The organism is Nocardia mexicana NBRC 108244 (assembly GCF_001613165.1).
In the GTDB taxonomy this organism is placed as follows: Bacteria; Actinomycetota; Actinomycetes; order Mycobacteriales; family Mycobacteriaceae; genus Nocardia; species Nocardia mexicana.
The window spans coordinates 12,491-37,350 of the sequence record NZ_BDBV01000083.1 but is presented as its reverse complement, the minus strand read 5'-3'; the positions used below and the strand labels follow the sequence as shown (position 1 = coordinate 37,350).

General features: G+C 68.9%; 28 protein-coding genes. 16 read left to right on the top strand and 12 right to left on the bottom strand.

The genetic code is table 11. From position 1 onward, the window contains the following. Positions 1 to 52: 52 nt before the first annotated feature. From NM1_RS30820 to NM1_RS30785, 8 genes are all read left to right on the top strand, one after another. On the top strand, positions 53 to 946 hold the full coding sequence (locus tag NM1_RS30820; RefSeq protein ID WP_068027972.1) for a 1,4-dihydroxy-2-naphthoyl-CoA synthase: 894 nt from the start codon (positions 53 to 55) through the stop codon (positions 944 to 946). A 77-nt stretch (positions 947 to 1,023) separates the two neighbouring features. After that, positions 1,024 to 1,419: a VOC family protein gene (locus NM1_RS30815; RefSeq protein WP_068027876.1), complete on the top strand. Its 396-nt coding sequence runs from the start codon at positions 1,024 to 1,026 to the stop codon at positions 1,417 to 1,419. A 112-nt stretch (positions 1,420 to 1,531) separates the two neighbouring features. Next, positions 1,532 to 2,872 carry an inorganic phosphate transporter gene (locus tag NM1_RS30810; protein ID WP_084520199.1) on the top strand — a complete coding sequence of 447 codons (1,341 nt, stop codon included), beginning with the start codon at positions 1,532 to 1,534 and terminating at the stop codon, positions 2,870 to 2,872. Further along, positions 2,872 to 3,162 carry a hypothetical protein gene (locus tag NM1_RS30805; protein ID WP_068027873.1) on the top strand — a complete coding sequence of 97 codons (291 nt, stop codon included), beginning with the start codon at positions 2,872 to 2,874 and terminating at the stop codon, positions 3,160 to 3,162. Before NM1_RS30810 ends, NM1_RS30805 begins: the two co-directional genes overlap by 1 nt. A gap of 105 nt (positions 3,163 to 3,267) precedes the next feature. Continuing rightward, the gene (locus tag NM1_RS30800) at positions 3,268 to 3,561 is read left to right on the top strand and encodes a DUF3349 domain-containing protein (protein WP_068027869.1); all 294 of its coding nucleotides are present in this window, start codon (positions 3,268 to 3,270) and stop codon (positions 3,559 to 3,561) included. Between the two features lie 102 nt (positions 3,562 to 3,663). Continuing rightward, a complete protein-coding gene (gene menE, locus NM1_RS30795; RefSeq protein ID WP_068027969.1) occupies positions 3,664 to 4,797 on the top strand; it encodes an o-succinylbenzoate--CoA ligase in 1,134 nt (377 codons plus the stop codon). 153 nt (positions 4,798 to 4,950) lie between these two features. Beyond that, on the top strand, positions 4,951 to 5,958 hold the full coding sequence (locus tag NM1_RS30790; protein ID WP_068027965.1) for an ATP-binding cassette domain-containing protein: 1,008 nt from the start codon (positions 4,951 to 4,953) through the stop codon (positions 5,956 to 5,958). Beyond that, positions 5,955 to 6,797, top strand: coding sequence for an ABC transporter permease (locus NM1_RS30785; RefSeq protein ID WP_068027868.1), 843 nt, complete (start codon positions 5,955 to 5,957; stop codon positions 6,795 to 6,797). The genes NM1_RS30790 and NM1_RS30785 overlap by 4 nt, the downstream gene beginning before the upstream one ends. A gap of 53 nt (positions 6,798 to 6,850) precedes the next feature. Here NM1_RS30785 and NM1_RS30780 read toward each other — a convergent pair whose 3' ends face one another. Continuing rightward, positions 6,851 to 10,288, bottom strand: a complete 3,438-nt coding sequence (locus NM1_RS30780) for an AfsR/SARP family transcriptional regulator (RefSeq protein ID WP_169814349.1) — start codon at positions 10,286 to 10,288, stop codon at positions 6,851 to 6,853. Between the two features lie 212 nt (positions 10,289 to 10,500). Here NM1_RS30780 and NM1_RS30775 point away from each other — a divergent pair, with 212 nt between their 5' ends. Continuing rightward, the gene (locus tag NM1_RS30775) at positions 10,501 to 11,370 is read left to right on the top strand and encodes a 1,4-dihydroxy-2-naphthoate polyprenyltransferase (protein WP_068027867.1); all 870 of its coding nucleotides are present in this window, start codon (positions 10,501 to 10,503) and stop codon (positions 11,368 to 11,370) included. On the opposite strand, the gene NM1_RS30770 is transcribed toward NM1_RS30775, so the two are convergent. From NM1_RS30770 to NM1_RS30750, 5 genes are all read right to left on the bottom strand, one after another. Beyond that, positions 11,367 to 11,750, bottom strand: coding sequence for a phage holin family protein (locus NM1_RS30770; protein ID WP_068027865.1), 384 nt, complete (start codon positions 11,748 to 11,750; stop codon positions 11,367 to 11,369). The two genes, NM1_RS30775 and NM1_RS30770, sit on opposite strands and share 4 nt — an antisense overlap. Positions 11,751 to 11,818: 68 nt before the next feature. Beyond that, complete coding sequence (locus NM1_RS30765) at positions 11,819 to 12,427, bottom strand: Clp protease N-terminal domain-containing protein (RefSeq protein ID WP_068027856.1); 609 nt, start codon at positions 12,425 to 12,427, stop codon at positions 11,819 to 11,821. After that, entirely contained in the window at positions 12,427 to 12,648 is a 222-nt protein-coding gene (locus NM1_RS30760; protein ID WP_068027854.1) for a helix-turn-helix domain-containing protein, read from the bottom strand. Before NM1_RS30760 ends, NM1_RS30765 begins: the two co-directional genes overlap by 1 nt. Before the next feature lie 196 nt (positions 12,649 to 12,844). Further along, positions 12,845 to 13,930, bottom strand: a complete 1,086-nt coding sequence (cds1, locus tag NM1_RS30755; protein ID WP_068027850.1) for an L-cysteine desulfhydrase Cds1 — start codon at positions 13,928 to 13,930, stop codon at positions 12,845 to 12,847. Next, positions 13,927 to 14,265 carry a DUF4229 domain-containing protein gene (locus NM1_RS30750; RefSeq protein WP_068027961.1) on the bottom strand — a complete coding sequence of 113 codons (339 nt, stop codon included), beginning with the start codon at positions 14,263 to 14,265 and terminating at the stop codon, positions 13,927 to 13,929. The genes cds1 and NM1_RS30750 overlap by 4 nt, the downstream gene beginning before the upstream one ends. A gap of 237 nt (positions 14,266 to 14,502) precedes the next feature. On the opposite strand from NM1_RS30750, the gene NM1_RS30745 reads away from it, so the two are divergent. Both NM1_RS30745 and NM1_RS30740 read left to right on the top strand, forming a co-directional pair. After that, positions 14,503 to 14,736 (top strand): BldC family transcriptional regulator, encoded by a 234-nt coding sequence (locus NM1_RS30745; RefSeq protein ID WP_068027847.1) that lies wholly within the window; start codon positions 14,503 to 14,505, stop codon positions 14,734 to 14,736. Positions 14,737 to 14,807: 71 nt separating this feature from the next. Continuing rightward, positions 14,808 to 15,002 (top strand): hypothetical protein, encoded by a 195-nt coding sequence (locus NM1_RS30740; RefSeq protein ID WP_068027844.1) that lies wholly within the window; start codon positions 14,808 to 14,810, stop codon positions 15,000 to 15,002. 56 nt (positions 15,003 to 15,058) lie between these two features. Here the strand turns inward: NM1_RS30740 and dapA are convergent, their stop codons facing one another. After that, on the bottom strand, positions 15,059 to 15,949 hold the full coding sequence (gene dapA / locus NM1_RS30735) for a 4-hydroxy-tetrahydrodipicolinate synthase (protein WP_068027840.1): 891 nt from the start codon (positions 15,947 to 15,949) through the stop codon (positions 15,059 to 15,061). Between the two features lie 70 nt (positions 15,950 to 16,019). Between dapA and NM1_RS30730 the strand changes: the two genes are divergently transcribed. Together NM1_RS30730 and NM1_RS30725 are read left to right on the top strand one after the other, a co-directional pair. Continuing rightward, entirely contained in the window at positions 16,020 to 16,934 is a 915-nt protein-coding gene (locus NM1_RS30730; RefSeq protein ID WP_068027836.1) for a LysR family transcriptional regulator, read from the top strand. Between the two features lie 44 nt (positions 16,935 to 16,978). Beyond that, positions 16,979 to 17,260: a hypothetical protein gene (locus NM1_RS30725; protein WP_068027835.1), complete on the top strand. Its 282-nt coding sequence runs from the start codon at positions 16,979 to 16,981 to the stop codon at positions 17,258 to 17,260. Between the two features lie 137 nt (positions 17,261 to 17,397). Here the strand turns inward: NM1_RS30725 and NM1_RS30720 are convergent, their stop codons facing one another. After that, positions 17,398 to 18,273 carry a class I SAM-dependent methyltransferase gene (locus NM1_RS30720; RefSeq protein ID WP_068027833.1) on the bottom strand — a complete coding sequence of 292 codons (876 nt, stop codon included), beginning with the start codon at positions 18,271 to 18,273 and terminating at the stop codon, positions 17,398 to 17,400. 180 nt (positions 18,274 to 18,453) lie between these two features. On the opposite strand from NM1_RS30720, the gene NM1_RS30715 reads away from it, so the two are divergent. Next, positions 18,454 to 19,377: an NADP-dependent oxidoreductase gene (locus NM1_RS30715; protein ID WP_068027831.1), complete on the top strand. Its 924-nt coding sequence runs from the start codon at positions 18,454 to 18,456 to the stop codon at positions 19,375 to 19,377. A 20-nt stretch (positions 19,378 to 19,397) separates the two neighbouring features. Here the strand turns inward: NM1_RS30715 and NM1_RS30710 are convergent, their stop codons facing one another. Further along, complete coding sequence (locus NM1_RS30710) at positions 19,398 to 20,063, bottom strand: histone deacetylase (RefSeq protein WP_068027829.1); 666 nt, start codon at positions 20,061 to 20,063, stop codon at positions 19,398 to 19,400. A 113-nt stretch (positions 20,064 to 20,176) separates the two neighbouring features. On the opposite strand from NM1_RS30710, the gene NM1_RS30705 reads away from it, so the two are divergent. Next, a complete protein-coding gene (locus NM1_RS30705; RefSeq protein WP_068027827.1) occupies positions 20,177 to 20,776 on the top strand; it encodes a PadR family transcriptional regulator in 600 nt (199 codons plus the stop codon). 12 nt (positions 20,777 to 20,788) lie between these two features. Beyond that, positions 20,789 to 21,241: a nitroreductase/quinone reductase family protein gene (locus tag NM1_RS30700; RefSeq protein WP_068027824.1), complete on the top strand. Its 453-nt coding sequence runs from the start codon at positions 20,789 to 20,791 to the stop codon at positions 21,239 to 21,241. A 49-nt stretch (positions 21,242 to 21,290) separates the two neighbouring features. Here the strand turns inward: NM1_RS30700 and ccsB are convergent, their stop codons facing one another. The 3 genes from ccsB to NM1_RS30685 are packed head-to-tail and all read right to left on the bottom strand — an operon-like array spanning position 21,291 to position 24,734. Further along, positions 21,291 to 22,259, bottom strand: a complete 969-nt coding sequence (gene ccsB, locus NM1_RS30695; RefSeq protein WP_068027821.1) for a c-type cytochrome biogenesis protein CcsB — start codon at positions 22,257 to 22,259, stop codon at positions 21,291 to 21,293. Positions 22,260 to 22,261: 2 nt separating this feature from the next. Next, a complete protein-coding gene (gene resB, locus NM1_RS30690; RefSeq protein WP_068027818.1) occupies positions 22,262 to 23,911 on the bottom strand; it encodes a cytochrome c biogenesis protein ResB in 1,650 nt (549 codons plus the stop codon). A gap of 1 nt (position 23,912) precedes the next feature. Continuing rightward, positions 23,913 to 24,734: a cytochrome c biogenesis CcdA family protein gene (locus NM1_RS30685; RefSeq protein ID WP_068027960.1), complete on the bottom strand. Its 822-nt coding sequence runs from the start codon at positions 24,732 to 24,734 to the stop codon at positions 23,913 to 23,915. Positions 24,735 to 24,860 lie beyond the last annotated feature (126 nt).

Genomic DNA, 24,860 nt, shown 5'->3' with positions numbered 1-24,860 from the left:
TGGGAGGTTTTCGGCGACGCCGGAGGCGGCGCCAAAGATTACTGTGGCTCCCGTGACGTTCAATCCGAAGCTGTGGGAGCCCGTCGCCGGGTTCGAAGACCTGACCGATATCACCTACCACCGGCACGTGGACCAGGGCACCGTGCGCGTGGCGTTCGACCGGCCCGAGGTGCGCAACGCATTCCGGCCGCACACCGTCGACGAGCTGTACCGCGCGCTCGATCACGCACGGATGACGTCGGACGTCGGCGCCGTACTGCTCACCGGGAACGGCCCCAGCCCCAAGGACGGCGGCTGGGCGTTCTGTTCCGGCGGCGATCAGCGCATCCGGGGTCGCAGCGGCTACCAGTACGCCAGCGGCGAGACCGCCGAGACGGTGGACAGGGCCCGCGCCGGGCGGCTGCACATCCTCGAGGTGCAGCGGCTGATCCGCTTCATGCCGAAGGTGGTCATCGCGTTGGTGAACGGCTGGGCCGCGGGCGGCGGGCACAGCCTGCACGTGGTGTGCGACCTCACGCTGGCCAGCCGCGAGCACGCCCGGTTCAAGCAGACCGACGCCGATGTGGGCAGTTTCGACGCCGGGTACGGCAGTGCGTATCTGGCGAAGATGGTGGGCCAGAAGTTCGCTCGCGAGATCTTCTTCCTCGGCCGCCCCTACACCGCCGACCAGATGCATCACATGGGCGCGGTGAACGCCGTCGTCGACCACGACCGGCTCGAGGACGAGGCGCTGGAGTGGACCACCGACATCCTCGGCAAGTCCCCGCAGGCGCAGCGGATGCTGAAGTACGCGTTCAACCTCACCGACGACGGCCTGGTCGGCCAGCAACTGTTCGCGGGCGAGGCCACCCGGCTCGGATACATGACCGACGAGGCGGTCGAGGGCCGCGACGCGTTCCTGGAGAAGCGGAAGCCGGACTGGTCGCCGTACCCCTGGTACTTCTGATAGCCACGCGTCGTCCCGGCGGGTTCTTCACGCCGGAATGACGGTGGGGTCCCGCGTCTCGACCTAGGCTCGAGGCTGTGGATATTCTCAGCAGCCGCGTCATCCTGCGACCGGCGAACTACGAGCGAACACTGACGTTCTATCGGGACGGGCTGGGATTGGCGATCGCGCGGGAGTACCCGGGCGGCACCGTGTTCTTCGCGGGACAGTCGCTGATCGAGGTGGCCGCGCACGGCCGCGCCGCCGACGCGCCCGCCGGTTTCGCGGGCGCGATCTGGCTGCAGGTGCGCAGCGCGGACGATGCGGCGGCCGAACTCGCGCGGCGCGAGATCGCCATCGATCGCGCGCCGGTGCGGGAGCCGTGGGGGCTGATCGAGATGTGGGTGCAGGACCCCGACGGCGTGCCGATCGTGCTGGTGGAGGTGCCGGCGGAACACCCGATCCGCCGCGACACCCGGCCGCCGCAGGACTGATCGGCGCGATCGGCGAATTCCGGGCTACGCACGCCGCCTTACCATCTCGACGTATCAACTTTCACGGCGACCTGGCAAGCGCGTTAACGGATCAATAACGCACACTGGAGACGTGACCGCCGAACTACTGGTTCTGCTCATCGTCGTCGTCACTGCACTGGCCTTCGACTTCACCAACGGCTTCCATGACACCGCCAACGCGATGGCCACCTCGATCGCCACCGGCGCGCTGCGGCCGCGCACGGCGGTCCTGCTGTCCGGCGGGCTGAATCTCATCGGTGCCTTCCTCAGCGTCGAGGTCGCGGCCACGGTGGCGGAGGGCATCGTCCGGCTGAACGAGGTCGGTGGTCCCGATCTGCTGGAGATCGTCTTCGCCGGGCTGGTCGGCGGGATCCTGTGGAACCTGCTGACCTGGCTGTTCGGCCTGCCGTCGAGTTCTTCGCACGCGCTGTTCGGCGGCCTCATCGGCGCCACGATCGCCGCGCTGGGCTGGAACGGCGTCATCTGGTCGGCCGGTAAGCAGGGCGTGGTGAGCAAGATCGTGCTGCCCGCGGTGCTGGCCCCGGTGGTGGCGGCGCTGGTCGCGGCGATCGCGACCTGGCTGGTCTATCGCATCACCCGCGGCAGCGACGAGAAATCGGTCACCCGCGGCTTCCGCTGGGGTCAGGTCGGATCGGCCTCCCTGGTGTCGCTGGCGCACGGCACCAACGACGCGCAGAAGACGATGGGGATCATCTTCCTGGCGCTCATCGCCTACGGCTCGCTCACGCCGTCGGATCCGCTGCCGCTGTGGGTGATCGTGGCGTGCGCGGTGGCGATCGCGGCGGGGACCTCGCTGGGAGGATGGCGCATCATCCGCACACTCGGCAAGGGCCTGGTCGACATCACCCCGCCGCAGGGCATGGCCGCCGAATCCACCAGCGCCGCGATCATTCTCACCTCCGCCCACTTCGGCCTGCCGCTGTCGACCACCCAAACGGTGACCGGCGCGATCCTCGGCACGGGGCTGGGGCGGCCGGGCGCCGAGGTGCGCTGGCCGGTGCTCGGCCGGATGGTGGTGGCCTGGGTGTTCACCCTGCCCCTGGCCGGGCTGGCCGGTGCGATCTGCTGGGCGCTGGCCCACGGCATCGGCGGATTGCCCGGCGTGCTGGTGGTATTCGGGCTGCTGGTGGCGCTGGCCGCATTCATGTGGCTGCGGGCGCGGCGGGCACCGGTGCATGCCGCCAACGTCAACGACGAGTGGTCTCCCCCGCCGCCCGACGGCACGACGCCCACGGCCTCGTCCGACGGCACCGCACCCGATGCGCCTTCGGACGGTGCGGCACCCGACGCTCGCTCGGATGAGAGAACAGCCGACGCTCCCTCCGGCGACACGACGCGGGTCAACTCGTCCGACGGTCACGCCGCGTCCGAAGGCACGGCGGCGCAGCGCGAATCGGCGAGGAGGTCGTGATGCAGACGGTTCTGACGGTGGCGAACGAACTGTGGCAGGTCACCCTGGCCGCGCTCGTCTTCGGTGCGGGCCTGCCCGCGATCTTCGCGCTCGGCGTACGATTCCAGTCCCGCAGCACATCCGGCAGCGACGCCGGGACCACGCTGTCCGCCACCCGCCGCCGAACGTCCACGGCCGCCGCCGCGATCTGCTTCGCAGTGGTACTGGCGGCCGTCGGCACCGGAGTGCTGTACGTCGCCAAGGCTTTTCTCGCTGCCCGGCTCGGCATCCACCTGTTCGGACAGGGCTGACCGCCGAAAGGACATCCCGTGACCACAGAACCGCGAGATCCCGGCCAAGAGCACGCCGGGACAACGAGGGATACCTCCTCGGACCGGTCGGAGGCCGAGAGGTCGGTGCTGAGCAAGGTCCTCGGCTGGCTGAAGGCCGGTTATCCACAGGGCATTCCGCAGTCGGACTACGTCGCGCTGCTGGCGGTGCTGCACCGCCGCCTCACCGATTACGAGGTCCATCTCATCGTCGAGGAGCTGGTGCGCGAGCGCGCGGGGGACGACGAGATCGCCCGGCACGAGATCGAGGACGCGATCGCCCGAGTTGCCAAGGAACAGCCGGGCGAGGACGATATCGCCCGTGTGGCCTCCCGGTTGGCAGCCGGCGGCTGGCCGCTGGCGACACCGACGTCGGACTGATTCCCTCCCTACTCCAGCGAAGGAAGCGCGGACCCGTTCGCGGGTCGCCGACCATGACATGACACGATCGCGAACGTGAGCACCACCCTGCGGACCCTCCCCATGCCCACCGGAGCCGCGGTGGGGGATGTCCTGCCGCATCTGCGAGAAGCCTTGGAGGGCAGCGGTTCAGCATGGCTGCCGGTGCCGACCGGTGATCGCCGGGAGTCACACCGGCTGTCGAGCGCCCTGGGCCCGGGCGAGCCGATCGAGGACGACGTCGCGCTGGTGGTGACGACCTCCGGAACCACGGGGGTGCCGAAGGGCGCGATGCTCACCGCGGCCGCCCTGCGAGCCAGCGGCGATGCGACGCACGAGCGGCTCGGCGGCCCGGGACAGTGGTTGCTGGCGCTGCCCACCCATCACATCGCCGGGCTGCAGGTGCTGTTGCGCGGCATTCAGGCGGGGACCGATCCGGTGGTGCTGGACGTCTCGGGCGGGTTCCTGCCGGGTGGGCTGGCCACCGCGATCGCGGGGATGACCGGTCCGCGCCGCTACACCTCGCTGGTGCCCACCCAGCTGATCAAGGCGCTGGACGAGCCCGCCGGTGCGGAGGCACTGGCCTCGCTGGACGCGGTGCTGATCGGCGGGGCGCCGACCCCGAAACCCGTGCTGGACCGCGCTCGCGCGGCCGGGATCACGGTGGTGCGCACCTACGGCATGAGCGAGACCTGTGGCGGCTGTGTCTACGAGGGCGTGCCGCTGACCGGCGCCCGGGTCCGCATCGAGGATGGCCGCGTGCTGCTCGGCGGGGCCATGCTCGCCAAGGGCTACCGCGGGCTGCCCGACCATCCCGCCTTCGCCGAGCCCGGCTGGTTCCGCACCGAGGACGCCGGGGTCTACGAGAACGGCGTGCTCGCCATCCAGGGCCGCTTGGACGAGGCCATCATGACCGGCGGTCTGCTGGTGATACCGCAGGTGGTGGAGGCCGTGCTCGCCACCCACCCGGCGGTCGCCGAGGTGGTGGTGCTGGGTCTGCCGGACGAGCGGCTGGGCCAGCGCGTGGCGGTAGCCGTGGTGCCGACCGCCGGATCCGTCCCCACCCTCGACGAATTGCGCGAACACGTGGCCGGCGACCTGGACTCGATCGCCGCCCCGCGCGAACTGGCCGTACTGGACGAACTCCCGATGCGCGGCCCCGGCAAGCCCGACCGCGCCAAGCTCCGCGAACATCTGCTCTCCGCCTCCCCACACTGATTCCGGCCGAAAGCACGCCGGACGGCACCGCACCTGTCATTTCCGGCATGCTTTGGCCGGAAACTACCTGGTGACGGGCGTGCAAGTGGGCTTGCGTGGGCGTGCAACAGCGGTGCAAGGGGCGTGCAAGACGCGGGTCCCAGAGTGTGTGTCATGACTTCTTATGCACCTGCTGATGCTCTCGCGATCGAGGCGGACGGGCTGGTCAAGGTCTTCGGGGAGCAGCGAGCCGTCGACGGCGTGAGCCTGGCGGTGCCGCAGGGCGCCGTGTACGGCGTGCTGGGTCCCAACGGAGCCGGTAAGACCACCACCATCCGCATGCTCGCCACGCTGCTGCGCCCGGACGGGGGCAGCGCCCGAATCTTCGGCCACGACGTGGTGGCCGAACCGACCGCGGTGCGGTCGCTGATCGGTGTCACCGGGCAGTACGCCTCGGTGGACGAGAAGCTGAGCGCCACCGAGAATCTGGTGATCTTCTCCCGCCTGCTCGGCCTGAGCCGTGCCGACGCCAAGCGCAGGTCGTCCGAGCTGCTGGAGGAGTTCGGCCTGGCCGAGGCCGCCGACAAGGCGCTGCAGAACTTCTCCGGCGGCATGCGGCGCCGTCTCGATCTGGCCGCCAGCCTGATCGCCACCCCGCCGCTGCTGTTCCTCGACGAGCCGACCACCGGCTTGGACCCGCGCACTCGCGCCCAGATGTGGGAGACCATCCGGCGGCTGGTCCGCGAGGGCGCGACCGTGTTGCTGACCACGCAGTACCTGGACGAGGCCGACCAGTTGGCGGACCGGATCGCGGTCATCGACCGCGGCAAGGTCATCGCCGACGGCACCTCCGACGAGCTGAAGGCCTCGGTCGGACTGTCGGCGCTGCAGGTCACGCTGGCCGATCCGGAGCGGATCGAGCAGGGGCGCACGCTCATCGGCGAGTTCCTGTCGAATTCGGCCGGACGGCTCGTCGAGGCCAGCATCAGCCCCGAGGCGCGGCGCATCACCGCCCCGCTGGACGACCCCGGCATCACCGCCGACCTTCTGATCCGGTTGCGCGACAACGACATCCGGGTCGACGAGATCACCGTCAGCAAGCCGAGCCTGGACGAGGTGTTCTTCGCGATCACCGGGCACGGCGCCGAGGACACCGACAACACCGAAAGGAGTGCGGCGTGACAACCACACTCACCGCGCCCGCACCGACCGGGCGCCACGCGGCACGTGCCGCGATTCCCGAAGTAAGCAACCACATTTCGTTCCGGCAGACCGTGGCGAACTCGTTCACCATGGCCTACCGCGGCATCCTGAAGATCAAGCACAACCCCGAGCAGCTGTTCGACGTCACGATCCAGCCGATCCTGTTCACGGCGCTGTTCGCCTACATCTTCGGCGGCGCCATCGGCGGCAGCGTGCAGGCCTACCTGCCGGTGCTGATTCCGGGCATCCTGGTGCAGACCGTGGTGCTCACCTCGGTCGTCACCGGCACGCAGCTGCGTGAGGATATGGACAAGGGCGTCTTCGACCGGTTCAAATCCCTTCCCATCGCCCGGGTTTCGGCCCTGGCGGGCGCGCTGATCGCCGATATGGTGCGCTACGGCATCGCCACCACCCTCACCATCGTGGTGGGCCTGATCCTGGGTTACCGGCCCGAGGGCGGCGTGCTCGGTGTCGTGGTCGCGGGCCTGGTCGTGGTGGCCTGCTCGTTCGCGATCAGCTGGATCTGGGCGCTGGTCGGCGTCACCGGCAAGAGCGCCGCGTCGGTGCAGGGCATCTCGATGATGATCATGTTCCCGCTGACATTCATGTCCGGCGCCTTCGCGCTGGTCAGCACGATGCCGGGCTGGATGCAGGGCCTGAACAAGGTCAACCCCATCTACTACATGGTCAATGCCTGCCGCGAGTTGATGAACGGCAACGTCTACTCGGCCAACCTGGTCTGGTGCTTGATCGGCTCGATCGCCGTGATCGCGATCTTCGCACCGCTGGCCATCCGGGCGTACATGCGCCGGGCGTGAGCCACACCACATCGAGGCTGTCCGCCGGACGCGAAAGCGACCGGCGGACAGCCTTATTCGTCCCGGTCGCCGGAGATCTCGTCCAGCAGCCGCATGACCCGTTCCGCCGCGCGACGCCGATTCAGCCCGGCCACCGCCTGCCGCGCCGACGTTATCGCCGCGTCACCGACGACGGGCCGGTGCAGTTCCAGATGCCGTTCCCAGCGCATGGACGGAAAGTCCTGGCGCCCACCGACCTTCGGGCCGAGCGCGAGCAGGGTCAGGCCCGGCTCGGGAGCTGCCGTGGCGGCAACGAGATACGAGCCGATCGCACATGCGACCGCGCCGATCTGCGGCAGATCGATGTAGTGGGCGAGCCGCGACCGCGCGGCCTCGATCAGCTGTTCCGGCAGCTCGGGGATCAGGTCCAGGCGGCCGTGGAGAAGGTGCGCGTCGAGGACCGCACTGGCCACCATGATGTCGCCCGGCCCCGGCGACGAGGCCTGGGTCGGCCAGGAGAACAGCTCCAGCGACCGCCGGAACAGCCGCAGACCGCGATCGATATCGCCCTCGCTCAGCTCGAGTTCGCCGAGGCCCGCGGCCACGGTTCCGCGGCGCTGATTGGGCCGCGGCCCCGGGTCGTCGAGGTCGGTGCCGTCGTCCACCATGCCCAGCGCCTGTTCCAGCTCCGCCCGGGCCTGCTCCGGCATTCCGGCGCCGATCAGCGAGACCGCAAGGTAGCTGCGGATTTCCACGCTCTCCTCGTAGGAGTGCAGCAGTTGCAGCTGATCGGCCGCGCGGCGGTAGTAGCCCGCCGAATCCCAATAGTTGGCCGCCTGGGCGGACATCTGCCCCAGATGCTGGCAGGCCATCGCGGTCTCCCACACGTCGTGGGATTCGACCAGTTTCAGAACCCGGGCCGCGTCCTGCGTCGAGCCGTGGACGTCGCTGTTGTTCTCGCGCATGTTGGCGCGCAGCATGAACGCCACCGTCCGCACGCCCTCGTCGGCATCGCGGGTGCCCGCCGCGAGCTTGCGGGCCAATGCGGTGACAGAGGTTCGCAGGCAGATCAGTTCGCCGAGGTATCGGAACATCGGGGTCAGTGGCACCCCCGAGCGCAGCACCCGCCGGGCGCGGATGCGCAGCGTCGCGAAGGAGCGCAGCTCCGCATCGATGAACATGAGATGCGCACCGATCAGGACGCAGGTCTGCAGTTGCAGGTCCGCCTCGCTCTGGGTGTGGACCGGTCCGGGCGGCACCGCGAGGACCCTGGGGGCCCAGTTCGTCAGCTCGAGATGCGCGCCGCGCATCACCCACAGGGTGGCCAGCACCGGGAAAACCGCGTAGGCCGTCACCGGGTCGGCGCGATCGAGAGCGTACCGGAGCACGGCGACCAGATTGTCCATCTCGGCCGCCACCGACAAAACGGTCCGGACCTGCTCGTCGCCGTGATACTGCTGCGCGGCATCCAGTGCGAATTCCCGTGCCCAGCAACACATCCGATGCATGACGAGATCGGCCTCACCGGTGGCGGCCAGTTGTTCCTCGCCGAATTCGCGCACCGTTTCCAGCATTCGATAGCGCGTCGGCGTCGCACCGTCGTCGGCGAGGACGGTGAGCAGGGACTGACTCACCAAACCCTCGACCGCACCGGCAGGATCGATCAGGTCGGCTCCACCGGCCACGGATTCCGCTGCGGCCAAGGTGAATCCGGCCGGGAACCGGCACAGCCGCCGCAGCGCCACCTGCTGCTCGGGTTCGAGCAGATTCCAGCTCCACTCGATCACCGCGTGCAGTGTCCGATGCCGCTCCGGTGAGGTGCGATCGCCGCTGCGCAGCAACGTGAACCGATGTTCGAGCCTGGTTTCGATCTCCTCCACGCTCATGGTGCGCACCCGCGCCGCCGCCAGCTCGATGGCGAGGGGCAGGCCGTCCAGAGTGCGGCACAACCGCGCCACCACTTCGGGATTCAGGCGCACCGACGGCCGGACCGCGCGAGCGCGGGCGGCGAACAGGTCGGTCGCGGGCGAGCCGTGCGCGTCGATGGCCAACGGCGGCAGCGGGTACACGGTCTCGGCGGTGATCGCCAGCGGCGCCCGGCTGGTGGTGAGCACGGTCAGCTGGTCGCAGGCGCCGACCAGATCGGCGACGACCTCGGCCACCGCATCGATCAGGTGCTCGCAGTTGTCCAGGATCAGCAGCATCGGCCGCAGCGACAGCGCCTCCCGCAGTCGGCGACGACCGTCGATGGCCTGATTCGGACGCAGAACATTCGTGTCGCGGGAGTATTCGCTCACCCCCAGCGTGGTGCCGATGACGGCCTCGATCTCGGCGCAGGTGGCGTCCAGTCCCTCCGGGGCGGGACGCTGAGATGCCAGCTCGACCAGCGCCACCCCCTGAGCCTTCGCCACCCGGGAGCCCAATTCATTGGCCACCCTGGTCTTTCCGGTGCCGCCGGGACCGAGGATCGTGGTCACTCGCGAGGTGTGCAGCAGGCGTTCGAGGGCGTTCAGGTCGGCGTCGCGGCCGAGCAGCGGATTCGGCGCGGCTCGCAGGCCGATCGCCGAAAGCGCCTGGGGCGCGGACGATTCCCGGCTGCCTTCCGGCAGTAGCGCGTGTTGCGCCGTGGAAACCTGCTGTGCGGGATTACGTTCGGGCCGCGGTGCCCGTCTCGTATCGCCTCCGGGCAGCGGATCTCCGCGCAGGATGGCGGTGTTCAGCGCCACCAGGGCGGGCCCCGGGTCGGTGCCGAGTTCGTCGCCCAGCCGTGCCCGCAACGTCGCGAACACATCCAGCGCCTCGTTGGCCCGGCCGTCGAGGGCGAGCAGGCGCATCAGGGCGGTGTGGGCGGGCTCGTCCAGCGGTTCCGCCGCGGCGATCCGCCGGGCCACCCCGACCGCGCCGGACACGTCCCCCGTGGCCTCGCGAGCGGCGATTTCCAGTGTGTCGAGGGCCGCCGACCGCGCCGCCGACACCTCGGCCAGTTCGTCTGCCACCGGCCCCGGCGGCAGATCCGACCCCGGCTCGCCCCGCCACAGTGCCCGTGCCTGCGCCACCCGGTCGAGACAACCCTGCGCATCACCGTCGTCGAGCAGTTCCGCCGCCCGGCGATGCAGCCGCCGGGCCAGGGACAGGTCGATGCGATCCTCCGGCAATACCAGGCGGTATCCCGCCGGGCCGATCTCCAGAGCCCCTTCCGGCAGCGCCGACCGCAACCTCGAAACCTGCGTGTGCAGCGCGTTCATCGGCGCCCGGGGCGGTTGTTCGCCCCAGATATCGTCGATCAGCGCCTGCGCGCTGCGGCTGCGGCCCGGATGCACGGCCAGCGCCGCGACCAGCAGCCGCGCCCGCGCTCCGGGAACCGGGGCCAGCTCTCCCTCGCGGCACACCGCGACCTCGCCCAGCAGGGCCACCTGTATCCGACCGGCGGCGGGCAGCTCGATATCCCGGCCCGTATCCGGCCGGGTGTGCGCCGACCCGGCGCCCGCAGAGCCGTTGTGATCAGGAAACATGCCGTCGCAATCGTATGTGACCGGTCGAGTGGTTTTCGGGTACGCAGAGTCGCGACCACTCGCATTCATTGTCCGCCAACCCCTCGAAGATTGTCGATATATCGACGTAATTCTAACGACTCCGCAAGGCGCGGTCCACCGCAACCGACCGACATCACGTGTCACCACCCGCGGCCGGTTGCCGAGTCCGCTGCGCGCATTAGGCTTCCAACATGGCAAGTGCTGCACAATGGCTCGAAGGCGCCCGTCCGCGCACCCTCCCCAATGCGATCGCCCCGGTCCTGGTCGGCACCGGCGCGGCCGCGTCACTGGGCGGCGCGGTGTGGTGGAAGGCGGTACTCAGCCTGCTGGTGTCACTGGCGCTGATCGTCGGGGTCAACTACGCCAACGACTACTCCGACGGCGTCCGCGGCACCGACGACGAGCGGGTCGGACCGCTGCGGCTGGTCGGCTCGAAGGTGGCGAGCCCGGCGGCGGTGCGCACCGCGGCGATCGCGAGCCTCACGGTGGCCGCGGTGATCGGCCTGGTGCTGGTGTTCACCACGGCGTGGTGGCTGCTGCTGGTGGGCGCCGCCTGCCTGGCCGGGGCGTGGTTCTACACCGGCGGCGCGAAGCCGTACGGCTACAGCGGCTTCGGCGAGATCGCGGTGTTCGTGTTCTTCGGCCTGATCGCGGTGCTCGGCACCGAATACGTACAGGCCGAACGGCTCGACTGGGCCGGGCTCGTCGGCGCGGTGGCGGTCGGCGCGTTCTCCAGCGCGGTGCTGGTCACCAACAACCTGCGCGATATCCCGACCGATACGGTGAGCGGCAAGACGACGCTGGCCGTGCGCCTCGGCGACGCCCACACCCGCACACTGCATCTGGTGCTGCTGATGGTCCCGTTCGCGGCGTCGCTGCTGCTGGTGGTCCGCTCGCCGTGGGCGCTGGCGGGGCTGCTGGCACTGCCCCTCGCCGTGCGCTCCAACGCGCCCGTGCGGGGCGGGCAGAACGGGCCGGGCCTGATCCCGTCGCTGCGCGACACCGGACTGGCGATGCTGGTGTGGTCGATCCTCACCGCAATCGCCCTGGCGCTGTCCTAGTCCTTGTCGGGCACCAGGATGCCGAGCACCCAGTTGACCAGGGTGATGATGATGGCGCCGAGTACCGCCGCCCAGAATCCGTGCACCCGCAGGCCGTAGTCCGTGGTTTCGGTGATCTTGGCGGTGAGCCACAGCATCAGGGCGTTGATCACCAGCAGGAACAGGCCCAGCGTGACGATCACCAGCGGCAGCGACAGCAGCTTCACGATCGGCTTCACCAGGGCGTTGATCAGGCCGAAGATCACCGCCACGACCAGCACCACCACGATCTTGGCGCCGGTGCCCTGATCGTCCGGGCTGACCAGCTCGATGTCGCCGACCCAGGCGGCGGCGAGCCAGATCGCGACCGCGTTGATGATCAGGCGTAGCAAGAGGACCATGGCGACATGCTAATGGCCGCCGCGCCCGAAGACCGGGCGTAGCGGCCACCGGGCCCACCTGCATGTCGTCAGGCTGCCCGATCGAGCAGGTCGTGCACCGCTTGGCGCAATCCCGCCATTCCGTCGGCGCCGCCCAGCAGTTCCCGGGTCGTCGCGTTCGGGGCGCGCAGCACACCGAGCAGGACGTGCCCGGCCTCGATACGGTCGTCGCCGCGTGAGATCGCCTCGCGCAGGGAAAGTTCCAGCACCTTCTTGGCACCCGAGGTGAACGGGATATGCCCGAACTTCATGCTGCCGCCCAGGCGGAACCGGCCGCGGCGCGGTTGCTCCTCGGCCGGTACGGCCCGGTCGAGCGCGTCCTCGCCGAAGGTGGCCTCCAGGCTGTCGCGGACGGCATCGAGATCGATGCCGATGGAACGCAGCGCGGCGGCATCCTCCTCGCCGAGCGGTTCGTCGGTTACCTTGCTGCCGCCGGCCAGCCTGTCGTACAGGGTCTCCCGAATGCCCTCCGCGGTGACGCCCTTGGCGGACAGCACCTTTCGCAAGGCTTCATCGGGGCTCGCCGCGAGGCCCAGCAGCACGTGCTCGACCTCGATACTCGGCGACCGCAACTCGCGCGCCTCCTCCTGGGCGTCGACGACCGCGAATTTCGCCGCCTTGTCGAATCTTTCGAACATCAGCGGATCCCGCCTCTCCGGTTGTATTTCTGGTGGACCGCCTGGCGGCTGACCTCGAGCGCGTCGGCGATCGCCTGCCAGGACCAGCCCTGGGTTCGGGCATTGGCCACCTGGATCGCCTCCAGTCGCTCGAGCAACCGGCGCAGCGCGAGCACCGCGCGCAGCCCGACCTTGGGGTCGGGACTGCCTGCGGCGGCCGCCAGCGTTGTTGCTTCACTCATGTACGTCAATTTACGTTGACATCCCGGGCGCGTCAACAAAAATTGACATATCGCGGGAAACGTTCGCTACCAGCAAAAGTTGGCGGCCATCCGCACGCAGGCTCGCGACAGCCGACCCATAGGCCACGAGTCAGCGCTCCGCCGGGCCCGCACAGACGCGAGGCGCATTCGAGCTACAGCAGCGGGACGGTCGGGTTCAACCCGCCCAGCGCCCTGTTCGGCGGAATTCGGCGAGCACCGCATCGGGCTCGGCAAGGTCCAGACCCTGGCGCGCGACCCACTCGTCGTCGAAATACGTTCCGGCGTAACGATCTCCGCCATCACACAGCAGGGTCACGATGCTGCCGGTGCGGCCGTCGGCCAGCATTTCGCCGATGAGCGCGAACGCACCCCACAGGTTGGTCCCCGTGGAGCCACCCACGCGGCGGCCCAGCACCTCGCTCGCCACCCGGCAGGCGGCGACCGAGGCGGCGTCGGGCACCTCGATCATGCGGTCGACGACCGTGTCCAGGAACGACGGCTCGACCCTCGGGCGGCCGATTCCCTCGATGCGCGAGGGCATTCCGGTCTCATAGCCCGCATCGCCGGTCTCGTATCCGCCGTAGAACGCGGAGTTCTCCGGGTCCACCACCGCCAGCCTGGTGGCGTGGCGCCGGTACCGCAGATACCGCCCGATGGTGGCGCTGGTGCCGCCGGTCCCGGCGCCGACCACGACCCACTCCGGCACCGGATGATCCTCCAGCACCATTTGCTGGAAGATGGATTCGGCGATGTTGTTGTTGCCGCGCCAGTCGGTGGCGCGCTCGGCGTAGGTGAACTGGTCCATGTAGTGACCGCCGGATTCGGCCGCCAGGCGCACGGCCTCGGTGTAGATCTCCGGCGGCCGCTGCACGAAATGGCAACGCCCGCCCTGCGCCTCGATCAAAGCGATCTTCTCCGGCGAGGTCTTGGCCGGTACCACGGCGACGAACTCCAGGCCGAGCAGCTTCGCGAAATAGGCCTCGCTGATCGCGGTCGACCCGGACGAGGCCTCCACCACGGTCGTCCCCGCGGTGATCCAGCCGTTGCAGATCGCATACAGAAACAGCGATCTCGCCAGCCGATGCTTGAGACTGCCTGTGGGATGGGTGGATTCGTCCTTCAGATACAGCTGCACGCCCCACTCTCGCGGCAGCGGATAGCGCAGCAGGTGGGTGTCGGCGCTGCGCTGGGCGTCGGCCTCGATGAGCCGCACCGCGTTGTCGACCCAGTGTCGGGAAGTACTGCGATCGCAGTACTTCACCGCGGCTCCTCGCCGCGCATTCGCGCCCGCAGCTGCGCCTTGTCGGTGCGGCGCTTCTCGTCGACGGCCGCAATGTCCTGGTTCACCCGCGTCCGCAACCGCCTGAACAGCACCAGCGACAGCGGCATGGCGACGATCAACGCGAACAGCAGCGCCACGATCAGCGGAATATCCACCGCCAGCAAACGCGCCAGCACGACGATGACCGCGGCGATGACCGCGACCAGCAGCAGCCGGGCGAGGGTGTACAGCACCAGGTTGCGCGCCAGCCGCCGGCCCGCCGAGTCCTGGGCGCGATCGGCCGGAGCGCCGTCCGGTCGGGATGGATCACTCACGCCGACCAGCCTAAGCGACGGCCGCGCCGGATCACCGCCCCGCCCGCTGTCCGCCTCGAGAGAAATCGCCGCATATTCGCTGGACAGTCGCTGCGGGTACGCCGCCAAGCCGTACGCATATCCGATTTGTCTATTACTTCCCCTTTACCAACGTTAGATCGTTCGAGTACCTGGGGGTGTCAGTGCAACGATGTCGCTATCTGATGAGGGAACTGTCGATTACGGAAAGGTTTGCGAATGACTGCGATCACCGCGGCGAGCCGCACGTTGGGTTCCGTCAACGGCCAGGAGAGCCTCCTGACCCCCGGCCAGGTAGCGGCACTGTTCCACGTAGATCCGAAGACCGTCACCCGCTGGGCGCACGCCGGGCGACTCGGCTCGCTGCGCACCCCGGGCGGCCACCGTCGTTTCCGTGAGTCCGAGGTGATGCAGCTGTTGAGGTCCCTGACCACGGAGGCGAGCCACTCCTAGCTCCGATTTCTCGTGAGTGCGGTGCCGCAGGTACGGACACGGATTACTCTCGATGACAGGAGGTGAGTGACGTGACGTACCTGTTGGCACTCATCGCGGTCGTAGCTGTCGCGGTGCTGTGCTGGAAGGCGTTCGGACCCGAGCGTTCGCATCGACTCGGTGCCGGTCCCACGCAGCGAAAGGTCATCGGCCCGGACGACGACCCCGAATTTCTCTGGCGCATCGACCATCAGCATCGGGACGGGGAATCCGGCACCGAACGCTGACCTCACTCCTTGCGCGAGGTCTCTGCGCGGCGTAATCGCGGCGCCTATGTGACGAATCAGATCGGAGCCGCATAGCTGCGGTCCAGTGCGGCCAGCGCGGCATCGACCGCCGTATCGGTGGCGGGCAGCAGCGGTAGCCGGACCGCCGGGCTGGGAATGCGTCCCTGTGCGGCCAGAACACCCTTCATGACCACCGGGTTCGGCTCGGCGAACAGCGTCTCCGACACCGACGCGAGCAGATTGCCGAGATGCCGGGCCCGCTCCAGCGGCCCGTGCCGCCAAGCGGCGGTCATCTCGGCATAGGCAGCCGGCACGACATTGGCGCTGGCCAGAATCGCCCCCGAGGCGCCCATCGCCAGCAGCGGCGCGGCGTACAGATCGTCACCACCGAGGACGCACACGTCGACGGGGCATCTGCTCATGAATCCGACCGTGGCGGCATCGATACCGCCGACGGCGTGCTTGAATCCGATGACACCGGGCAAATCGGCCAGGCGGCACAGGGTTTCGACGCCGAGCGGACGACCGGTGCGGTAGGGAATGTTGTAGATCAGCAGCGGCACGGGACTGGCAGCGGCGAGCCTGCGGAAGTGCTCGACCACACCGTCCTCGGACGGCCGCGTGTAATACGGGACCACCACCAGCGCGGCGGTGACGCGACCGTCCAGCGCGGCGAACGCCCGCACCGAATCGGCCGTGCAATTCGATCCGGTCCCGGCCACCAGCGGCACCTGCCGCTCCCGGCTGACGGTCGCGCACACCTCGACGACGCGGCGGCGCTCGTCCCCGGTGAGGGTCGCGGGCTCACCGGTCGTACCGAGGGCGACCAGCCCGGAGGCACCGGCATCGATTGCCTCGTGCGCGAGTCGTTCCAGCGCGTCGGTCGCCAGATCACCGCGGGCCGTGAACGGTGTGATCAACGGAACAAACAGGCCGGAGAGCGTCATACCTCCAGCCTGGACGATCCTGGGATTCACGTCTATTTCAGGTTTCTGCCGCCGAGCGTAAGATGAACTGATGCTCGAGGTCCGGCGGCTGCGCCTGCTGCGCGAACTCTCCCAGCGCGGCACCATCGCGGCGGTCGCCGAGGCCCTCGCCTACACCCCCTCGGCGGTATCACAGCAGTTGACGGCCATGGAACGCGAGGCCGGGGTGGCATTGCTGGAGCGGACCGGCCGCAGCGTCACCCTGACTCCCGCGGCGCTGCGCCTGGTCGAACACTCGGAAACCATTCTGGCGGTGCTGGAACAGGCCTCCGCCGAACTCGCCACGGCCCGAACGGAACTCACCGGAATCCTGCGCATCGGGGCGTTCCCGACCGCGGTGCGCACGCTGCTGTCGCCCGCGCTCGTGGCCCTGAGCCGCGACCACCCGCGCCTGGAACTTCTCGTCTCCGAGCTGGATCCGGTGAGTGCACCGGCCGCACTGCGCGCCGAGTCGCTCGATATCGCCCTGGTGCAGGAATACGACTATGTGCCCACCGCACCCGAAACCGGCTTGGACACCGAACCTTTCCTGGAAGAAACGGTCTACCTGGCTTCACTGTCTACCGAACCGCTTGTGGCACACCGACACTCACTGTGGATTGCCAGCACACCCGGCACCCTCTGTCACCTCATGACCGTACGAGCTTGCGAGGCAGTGGGTTTCACGCCACACATCCGCCACCAGGCCGACGACTTCGGCACGGTGCTCGCCCTCGTGGCCGCAGGTCAGGGCGTGGCGTTCGTCCCGGAACTGGGCGCACTGGAATCGCCCGGCGACGTCGTTCTGACCCCGCTGCCCACGCGCCGCCGCACCCGGCTGGCCTATCGTCGCGGCACCGGCACGCATCCGGCCATCGCGGCCGCCCGCGCCGCCCTGCACACCGCCTGTGCGACGATTCCGCACGCCAGGGCGGTAATTCCGCCGCACGGTCCTGCGATCGGCTGATCCGGCGCATACTGAATCGGTCCCTACGCGACCGGAGGTGACCGATGCACGAGCAGGAGCACATGTCGCAGGATGCGCGTCGAAAGCGGGCGGGCCAGCAGGCCGCGGCCCGCCGCCAGGACCGCCGCGACCGCGACACCGCGCGCGAGGCGGCGCAGGCGGCCTCCGGCACCGGCCCTGCGACCTCTCCGTACACCGAGCGCATGCAGGGCCGGGTCGACCGCGAGCGGGAGGCAACCCCGAACCGGGACCGCCGCGACGCGAAGGCCGCGGGCGCCGACGCCGTCCGCATCGCCAACACGGAACTCGGCCAGCACCCCCTCTGAGCACGAGCCCTTCACACAGGGTTCGCCTCCGGGTCCGGTCCCCACTTTTCCCGCACCCTCTGCTGGTTCCCGCACCCCCTTCGTGGGCCTGCAGGGCGTGCGGGAACGAACAGGGCGTGCGTGAAGTTGGGCGTGGGCTACTGCAGTTGGAGGTGCAGGAGGATGACTGCGGGGACTCCGGTGTTCGCTGCGTGGGTGGCCTCGGGGACCAGGGCGGCGAGGGACCAGGGCCAGGCCTCCCACGGGCCGGGGTCGGCGGTGGGTTCGGGCAGGTCGGCCGGTGGCGGCAGCGATGGTTCCTCGCAACGGCGTATGACCAGCCCGGCGGCCAGTGCGGCGCGCACGTAGTCGCCGGTCCGATGCTGGTGGACGCGTACCCGGGCACCCGATCCATCGGGGCGGCGCACCGTCGGGACGTGGGTGCGGGCCACCTGCTCGGGGTGCATGTCGGTGATCAGCACGTGCCCGCCGGGACGGAGGACGCGGGCGAATTCGCGCAGCACCGGATCCAGGTCGGGGACGTGGGACAGTGCGAGCGCGCAGGTCAACAGTTCCACCGCGTCGTCCTCGACCGGCAGCCGATCCAGGTCGCCGACCCGAAAATCCGCGTCCGCCAATCGCTTTCGCGCATGATCGAGCATGTCCGGCGAGCTGTCGACGCCGATGACGCGATGTCCGCAATCGGCAAGTACCGCCGCCGACCGGCCGGTGCCGCAGGCCGCATCCAGCGCCGTACCGGGCGGCAGGCTCCCCGCGACCTCGCGCACCATCGGCTCGTCGAATCCGAAGGCCGGATTGGGGCCGTCGTAGGTCTCGGCCCAGATTCCGTAGCCTTCGACGGTGTCCACATGGTCGACGTCGACGCCGTGGCCTAGCGTCTCGTCGTCGAGCAACCGGCGAATCTCCGCGATCCGCTCCTGCGTGAATTCCCGCCCGTGCTCCCCGGCGAAAGCACGAAGCAGCGCAACGCCTTCCAATCCCAGGGCGTAAGCCAGCGGCTGTTCGTAGGCCATGGTCGTGACGCTAACGAGTGCGGCCGGATCGAAGCGACCGAATTTCGGGCGACAGGTCCGCGGCGGCGATGTGCACGAGCCCGCCGGCCCTCGGGACACAGGCTGCAAATACCCGAGTGTCGCCGGTCTCACGCGGTGGCATGGGGAATTACCAGCGAGAATGCGGCGTTGGGCTGACATGTGAAAGCGATCCTTGCCGACAGCTACGGCGAACCCGGTGTGCTGGAATTCGGTGAATTGCCGACCCCCAAGGTGGGCCCGGACCAGGTGCTGATCCGGGTGAAGGCCGCAGGTGTCAACCCGGTGGACTGGAAGGTTCTGGCCGGATACCTGGACCCGATGATGTACGCGCATTTCCCGCTGATTCCGGGCTGGGATGTGGCGGGCGTCATCGAGCAGCTCGGCGAGGACGTGCCCGAATATCAGGTCGGCGACGAGGTGACGGGATACGTCCGTCGCGACGAGGTACAGCACGGCACCTATGCCGAGCTGGTCGCCGCGCCGGTGCGCACGCTGGCCCGCAAACCGGCCGCGCTGACCTGGCAGCAGGCGGCGGGATTGCCGCTCGCGGGTCTCACGGCCCACCAATCGTTCGAACGCGTCGGCTTGTCCTCCGGCGACACGGTGCTGGTGCATGCCGCCGCCGGTGGTGTCGGATCGCTCGGCGTGCAGATCGCCGTCGCCCGCGGCGCCCGAGTGATCGGGACCGCCAGCGAACGCAACCACGATTTCCTGCGCTCCCTCGGCGCCGAGCCGGTCACCTACGGCGACGGCCTGGCGGACCGGGTCCGCGCGCTCGTCCCCGAAGGTATCGACGCCGCAGTCGATTTCGCCGGGAGCGGGGTAATCGACGCGTCGCAGGAACTCCTGCGGGACCGCTCGCGCATCGCATCGATCGCCGACGGCACCGTGCGGGACAAGGGCGGTCACCTCGTCTGGGTCCGGCCCTCCGCCGCCGATCTCACCGCACTAGCCGACCTGGCCGACGCCGGAAAGCTCACCGTCCCCATCGATACGGTGCTGCCGCTTGCCCAGGCCGCCGCGGCCCTGGAACTCAGCAAGAAGGGCCGGGCCCGCGGCAAGATCGTCCTCGAGGTCAGTTGAGTGACTCTCGCGTGGGGCATCTATGCCCCACGCGATGAGCTACCGTTCACCACCTCAGCAAGTTGATCGATGTCCCAAAAACCCTGCACTCCAGGTAGTTCCGAGAGATACGACAGAATTCGCGCCGACGTCCACCCGTGCGATTCCCGAAGCCCGGCCGCCAGCATGCCGAGATACCGCGGTGTCGGCTTGTTCAGCTCCACCACCTCGGGATCCCACGGCGAGGTAAAGGTCAGGACCGGAATTCCGTCCGAATCCGCCACGTGAAGCAGGGTTTCGTATCGCCCATCCCCCAACCGGGCCGCACCGTTCCGCACCACCTCACCCAGATCCAGATCCGGCTTCGCCCCGGGAACCCGATACATCTCTTGCGCGAGTAGATCATTGAACTGCTCAGCGGTCAGCAAATATCCCCGCGCGGCAGCGCCGGCGGGCCACCCGCCGGCAGGATTGTGGGCATAGAACGCGATCCCACCCGTCCACACGGGACTCTCCCACGCGAAGTAGATGGTCCCCGGCAGCTTCAAGGGGCGGCTCGCACGCGGTCGAGCCGGATCGCGGAAACCCGGATAGGTCCGGGTGGTACCCGGTGGGTTGCCGCCCTCGCGGTAGTAGTCGAACCGCCGCTGGAACAGGTTGGAGCCGTATGCGGCGTACCACACATGGCGCGACCCGGCCGTCTGCATGGAACCGCAGCCTAGCCGTGAACCGGCGAACCGCCCGAAGCACACCTTGCCGATACACGCAGGACGCCTTATAGTCGAACTCGACTAAACGAGTTCGACTATATGGAGGATTCATGGAGCGACCGCTGCGGGCCGTGGGGTCGCCGCTGACCTTGGCGGTGCTGGCGTTGCTGGCGGAGAAACCGCGCCACCCGTATGAGATGAAGGTGACGATGCGGGAGCGGCGCATTGCCGACACGGTCAAGATGCGCGGCGGGTCGCTCTACGACACCATCGGGCGACTCGAACGGGCGAGGCTGCTCACCCCTACGGAGACGTCGCGTGCCGGTGCGCGGCCGGAGCGGACGATCTATGCGATCACCGACGCGGGCCGAGACACGCTACGCGACTTGATGAACGAGTTCATCGGTGAGCCGGTGAACGAATTCCCGCGGTTCGTAGCCGGACTCGCGCACCTGGCGGGGTTGCGACCGGTCGATGCAGCTGCACTGCTGCGCAAACGGGCCGACCACCTGGCGGCCGAGTCGGAGCGGGCCGCAATGGAACTCGAGGCCGTCGCGGACGGCCTGCCGCGGGTCGTGCTGCTGGAGACCGAGTACCTCCAGCGAATGCGTGCCTGCGAGATCGACTGGCTGAGGCAAACCGCCACTGACATCGAGCACGGCGGAGTGCCGTGGCCCGAACCCGAAAACGCCTTCGGCGCAAAAGAATAAGGAGAAGGAATCATGAGCAGAACCGATATCGACCGGATGCGCAGACGGCTGAAGCCGTTCAACAAGGTGATCATCACCCTGCAGCGGGCCGGGCTGGCCCTGGGCACCATGCGGGTGCTGTCGGTGCCGGGCCGCAAGTCCGGCGAACTGCGCACCACCCCGGTATCGCCACTCACCGTGGACGGAATCACCTATGTCGTAGGCGGTTTCGAGACCGCCGACTGGGTGAAGAACGCCCGCGCCGCAGGCTGGGGCGAACTGGCCAAGGGCCGCAAGCGCGAGCGGGTCACCCTGGTCGAACTACCCCTCGAGGAACGCGCCCCGATCCTCCGCGCCTTCCCCCGCGAGGTCCCCCACGGCGTCCAATTCTTCGTCAAGACGGGCGTAGTCGAATCCGCCGACCCGGACGCCTTCGCCGCCGCAGCCCCGCGCTGTCCGGTGTTCCGCATCGACAAGAAGGACTGAAACTCAGCGAGCCCAGGCCGGGCTCAGCCGAAGCTATACCGTCTCTCGCTCAGTTCAATCCCGCGTAGCTGTGCAGCCCGCTCACCACGATGTTGATAATGAAAAGGTTGAACAGCATGGCTACGAAGCCTGCCACGTTGATCCATGCGGCCTTGGTGTCGCGCCAGCCCGAGGTGGCGCGGGCGTGCAGGTAGGCGGCGTAGATGACCCAGGCGATGAAGGAGACCGTTTCCTTCGGGTCCCAGCCCCAGAAACGGCCCCAGGCCGATTCGGCCCAGATCGCGCCGAGGATGACGCCGGTGCCGAACAGCGGGAAGCCGACGATGGTGGTCTTGTAGGCGAGGCGGTCGAGAGTGCGGGCGTCCGGCAGGCGGCGGGCCAGGGCGCCCAGCACATTGTTCGATTCGCCGCCCTCGGGCTGGCGGACCCGCAGCAGGAACAGCAGGCTCGCCACGCCGGACAGCATGAAGATGCCGCTGCCGATGCTGACGATGGTGACGTGGATCGGCAGCCAGAACGACTTCAGCGCCGGAACCACCGGGGCCGCTTCGGCGTACAGCACCTGACCGGCCAGGAACATCAGGATCAACACCGGCGCCAGCAGGAACACCCACATCGAGCGATACCGCCGGTCGTGCATGAAGACCATGCCCGTGACGACGGCCGCGGCGGTCGCCATGGTGATGAACTCGTACATGTTCCCCAGCGGGAACCGGTGAGTCGCGAAGCCGCGCAACACGATCGACGCCAGGTGCAGACCGATCGCGACGAACAGCACCGAGAACGCCATATTGCCGAAACGCTCCGGCAGCGAACGCGCGGGCGGCGCCTCCACCCGGCCCGGTGCGGCCGGACCGCTCCCGGAGCCGCCGACCGTGACGAGTTCACGCTCGGCCGTCTGCTTACTGCGCGCCGACGCGTATTGCACGATCAGCATCGCCAGCACCAAGACGTAGATGACGAACGCCGTCTTGAAGGCGAGATTGCTGTATCCGGTGAGAGTTTCGTCGATCGGCATGGTCACTCTCTCGTGCTGTCGGTCCGCGCGGTGGGGGCGTCACTGTCCAGCAGCCGGGTCCGCAAGCGGTCGAATTCGCTGCCCCAGCCCGCCTGGTCGGTCCGGGCCAGGCCGCCCATTTCTACTACAGTACGTCGTTCATCCTCGCCGCGGGAGTCCGGATAGGCGCGCAACCAGATCCGGCGGCGCTTCACCAGCAGCGATACCAGCAGTCCGGCCATCATCGTGAGCGCGCTCGCCAGCACCCAGCCTTGCGCCGGGTCGTGCGAGACCTGCAGGCTCGCGTACTCCTTGGCGCCGTCGAAGGTCACCTTGGTGCCGTCGGACAGCGTCGCCGATTCGCCCGGGCGCAGATTCACCCGCTGCTCCTTGGCCAGCCGGCCCTGCTTGATCATCTCGGAGTCCAGCGCGAACAGCGACTGCGCCCGGCCGGTGTCCAGGCCGGTCTCGCCGCGGTAGATGTCGATCGCCACCGCGGGATCGGTGAGCCCCGGATACGACGAGGTCAGCAGGTTGCCGTGCAGCAGGGCGGTGGGCGCGAAAAGGCCCTCGACCGCGATCTGGTGCTTGCGGCGCTCCTGCTCGCTGCCGAACATGCCGCCGGGCGGATCGAATCGCATGACACCGCTGGACAGGAAGGTGGTCGGGTCGTCGGGACGCCACTGTGTCGTCTCGGTGCGGGTCTGACCGTCCGGGTAGGTGACGGTGAAGGTCGGCGCGTACCCGTGGCCGCCCAGGTACACGCGGTCGCCCGAGACTCGCAGCGGGTGATTCACCTGGATCGTGGTGTCACGCCAGGTGTCGTTCGCCAGGTCCGCGCCCGACTGATAGGAGATGTCCGCGGTGAACATCTCGGCCTGCCCGTTCGACAGGTAGTCGGCCCGGAAATCCTTGACCCGCACGCACAGTGGCGTGAGCCCGGTGCCGTCGTTGACCCGCCCGGCGCGGAACGAGTCGAATGCCGCGGTCGAGGTGGTGCAGAAACCCGGCCCGTCGTCGGCGACGACGATGACGTTGCCCTCGTAGCCGAACAGCTTCCCGGCGGCGATCGCCACGAGCAGCGCGACCAGTGCCAGGTGGAAGACGATATTGCCCAGCTCGCGGACGTAGCCCTTCTCCGCCGACAGCGTCCGCTCACCGTCCGCGAGGCCGTCGCGCTCGACGACCCGCCACCCGCGCAACTGCTTGCGGGCCTCGGCGATCACGTCCTGCGCCGACCCGTCGACGGTGGTGGAGTAGTGGTGCGGCAGCCGGGTCAGGTTGCGCGGCGCCTTGACCGGCTGTGTGCGCCAGGCCTTGTAGTGGTCGAACACCCGCGGCACGATGCAGCCCACCAGCGAGACGAACAGCAGCGCGTAGATCGCGGTGAACCAGAAGCTGGAGAACACGTCGAACAGCTGCAGCCGATCCATCCACGGCCCCAGCGTGCCCCGGTCCGCAATGTACTTGTCGACCTTCTGCGCGTTGAGACTGCGCTGCGGCAGCAATGCCCCGGGTATGGCCGCGAGTGCCAGCAGGAACAGCAGCATCAGCGCGGTGCGCATGCTGGTCAGCCCGCGCCAGGTGTTGCGCAGCAGCGCCCATGCGCGGCGCGGGAGCGATTGGCGGGGCGGGTGGGCCGGGGCGGGAGCGGGGGTCATCGTTGCTGTCATGTCAGATCGGGAGGGTCACCTGGGAGACGAATACATTGCGCACCCACCCGACGAACTGGTCCCACAGGCCGGTGACCAGTGCGATGCCGACGGCGACGAGCAGGATCCCGCCGATCACCTGGATGGTGCGCGAATTGCAGCGCAGCCAGCCGACGCCGCGCAGCGCGCTGGCCGACCCGAAAGCCAGGATCACGAACGGCAGTCCGAGCCCCAGGCAGTAGGCGACGGTCAGCACCACGCCCCGGACGGCCGTGGCGCCTTCGGTTCCGGCGGATACGGCCATCACACCGGACAGCGTCGGGCCCAGGCACGGCGTCCAGCCGAGCGCGAACACCGCGCCCAGCAGGGGCGCGCCGACGACGCCGGTCAACCGCCGCGGATGCATCCGGGTGTCGCGCTGCAGCGCGGGGATCAACCCGAGAAATACCAGCCCCATGACGATGGTGACGACCCCGCCGATGCGTTGCAGCAGTTCACGATTCACGTTCAGGGTCTGGATGACTCCGAAGACGGTGACCGAGGCCAGCACGAAGACCACCGTGAATCCGGCCACGAAAAGCCCCGCGGCCCCCGCGACCCGCATCCGCCCGGCCTTCTCGACCAACGTGGTCTGCGCGCCCTTCGCCTCGGCAGCGGTCACCGGCGGCGCCTCGGCGCCCACCAGCCCGGCCAGGTACGACAGGTACCCGGGCACCAACGGCACCACACACGGCGACGCGAACGACACCAGCCCCGCGAGCAAGCACGCCCCCAGCGCGAGCACCAGCGGCCCCGAAGCCGCCGTCTCCTGAAACGAATCCCCCACCCCCGCAAGCACACTCACACTCACGCCCGCCACCCCCGGTCCACGCACCCCTTGCACGTTCCCGCACCACTTGCATGCCTCTGCAGAGGGTGCGAGAGCACGCAAAGGGTGCGCGAAGTGTCCTGCGCCGCCGCGCTTCCAGGC

Coding starts and splice junctions, on each gene's coding strand:
- NM1_RS30805 (WP_068027873.1), top strand. CDS start 2,872: ATGCAGACGGTTCTGACGGTGGCGAACGAACTGTGGCAGGTCACCCTG.
- menE (WP_068027969.1), top strand. CDS start 3,664: ATGCCCACCGGAGCCGCGGTGGGGGATGTCCTGCCGCATCTGCGAGAA.
- NM1_RS30790 (WP_068027965.1), top strand. CDS start 4,951: ATGACTTCTTATGCACCTGCTGATGCTCTCGCGATCGAGGCGGACGGG.
- NM1_RS30780 (WP_169814349.1), bottom strand. CDS start 10,288: ATGTTTCCTGATCACAACGGCTCTGCGGGCGCCGGGTCGGCGCACACC.
- NM1_RS30775 (WP_068027867.1), top strand. CDS start 10,501: ATGGCAAGTGCTGCACAATGGCTCGAAGGCGCCCGTCCGCGCACCCTC.
- NM1_RS30770 (WP_068027865.1), bottom strand. CDS start 11,750: ATGGTCCTCTTGCTACGCCTGATCATCAACGCGGTCGCGATCTGGCTC.
- NM1_RS30765 (WP_068027856.1), bottom strand. CDS start 12,427: ATGTTCGAAAGATTCGACAAGGCGGCGAAATTCGCGGTCGTCGACGCC.
- NM1_RS30760 (WP_068027854.1), bottom strand. CDS start 12,648: ATGAGTGAAGCAACAACGCTGGCGGCCGCCGCAGGCAGTCCCGACCCC.
- NM1_RS30745 (WP_068027847.1), top strand. CDS start 14,503: ATGACTGCGATCACCGCGGCGAGCCGCACGTTGGGTTCCGTCAACGGC.
- dapA (WP_068027840.1), bottom strand. CDS start 15,949: ATGACGCTCTCCGGCCTGTTTGTTCCGTTGATCACACCGTTCACGGCC.
- NM1_RS30730 (WP_068027836.1), top strand. CDS start 16,020: ATGCTCGAGGTCCGGCGGCTGCGCCTGCTGCGCGAACTCTCCCAGCGC.
- NM1_RS30725 (WP_068027835.1), top strand. CDS start 16,979: ATGCACGAGCAGGAGCACATGTCGCAGGATGCGCGTCGAAAGCGGGCG.
- NM1_RS30720 (WP_068027833.1), bottom strand. CDS start 18,273: ATGGCCTACGAACAGCCGCTGGCTTACGCCCTGGGATTGGAAGGCGTT.
- NM1_RS30710 (WP_068027829.1), bottom strand. CDS start 20,063: ATGCAGACGGCCGGGTCGCGCCATGTGTGGTACGCCGCATACGGCTCC.
- NM1_RS30705 (WP_068027827.1), top strand. CDS start 20,177: ATGGAGCGACCGCTGCGGGCCGTGGGGTCGCCGCTGACCTTGGCGGTG.
- NM1_RS30700 (WP_068027824.1), top strand. CDS start 20,789: ATGAGCAGAACCGATATCGACCGGATGCGCAGACGGCTGAAGCCGTTC.
- ccsB (WP_068027821.1), bottom strand. CDS start 22,259: ATGCCGATCGACGAAACTCTCACCGGATACAGCAATCTCGCCTTCAAG.
- resB (WP_068027818.1), bottom strand. CDS start 23,911: ATGACAGCAACGATGACCCCCGCTCCCGCCCCGGCCCACCCGCCCCGC.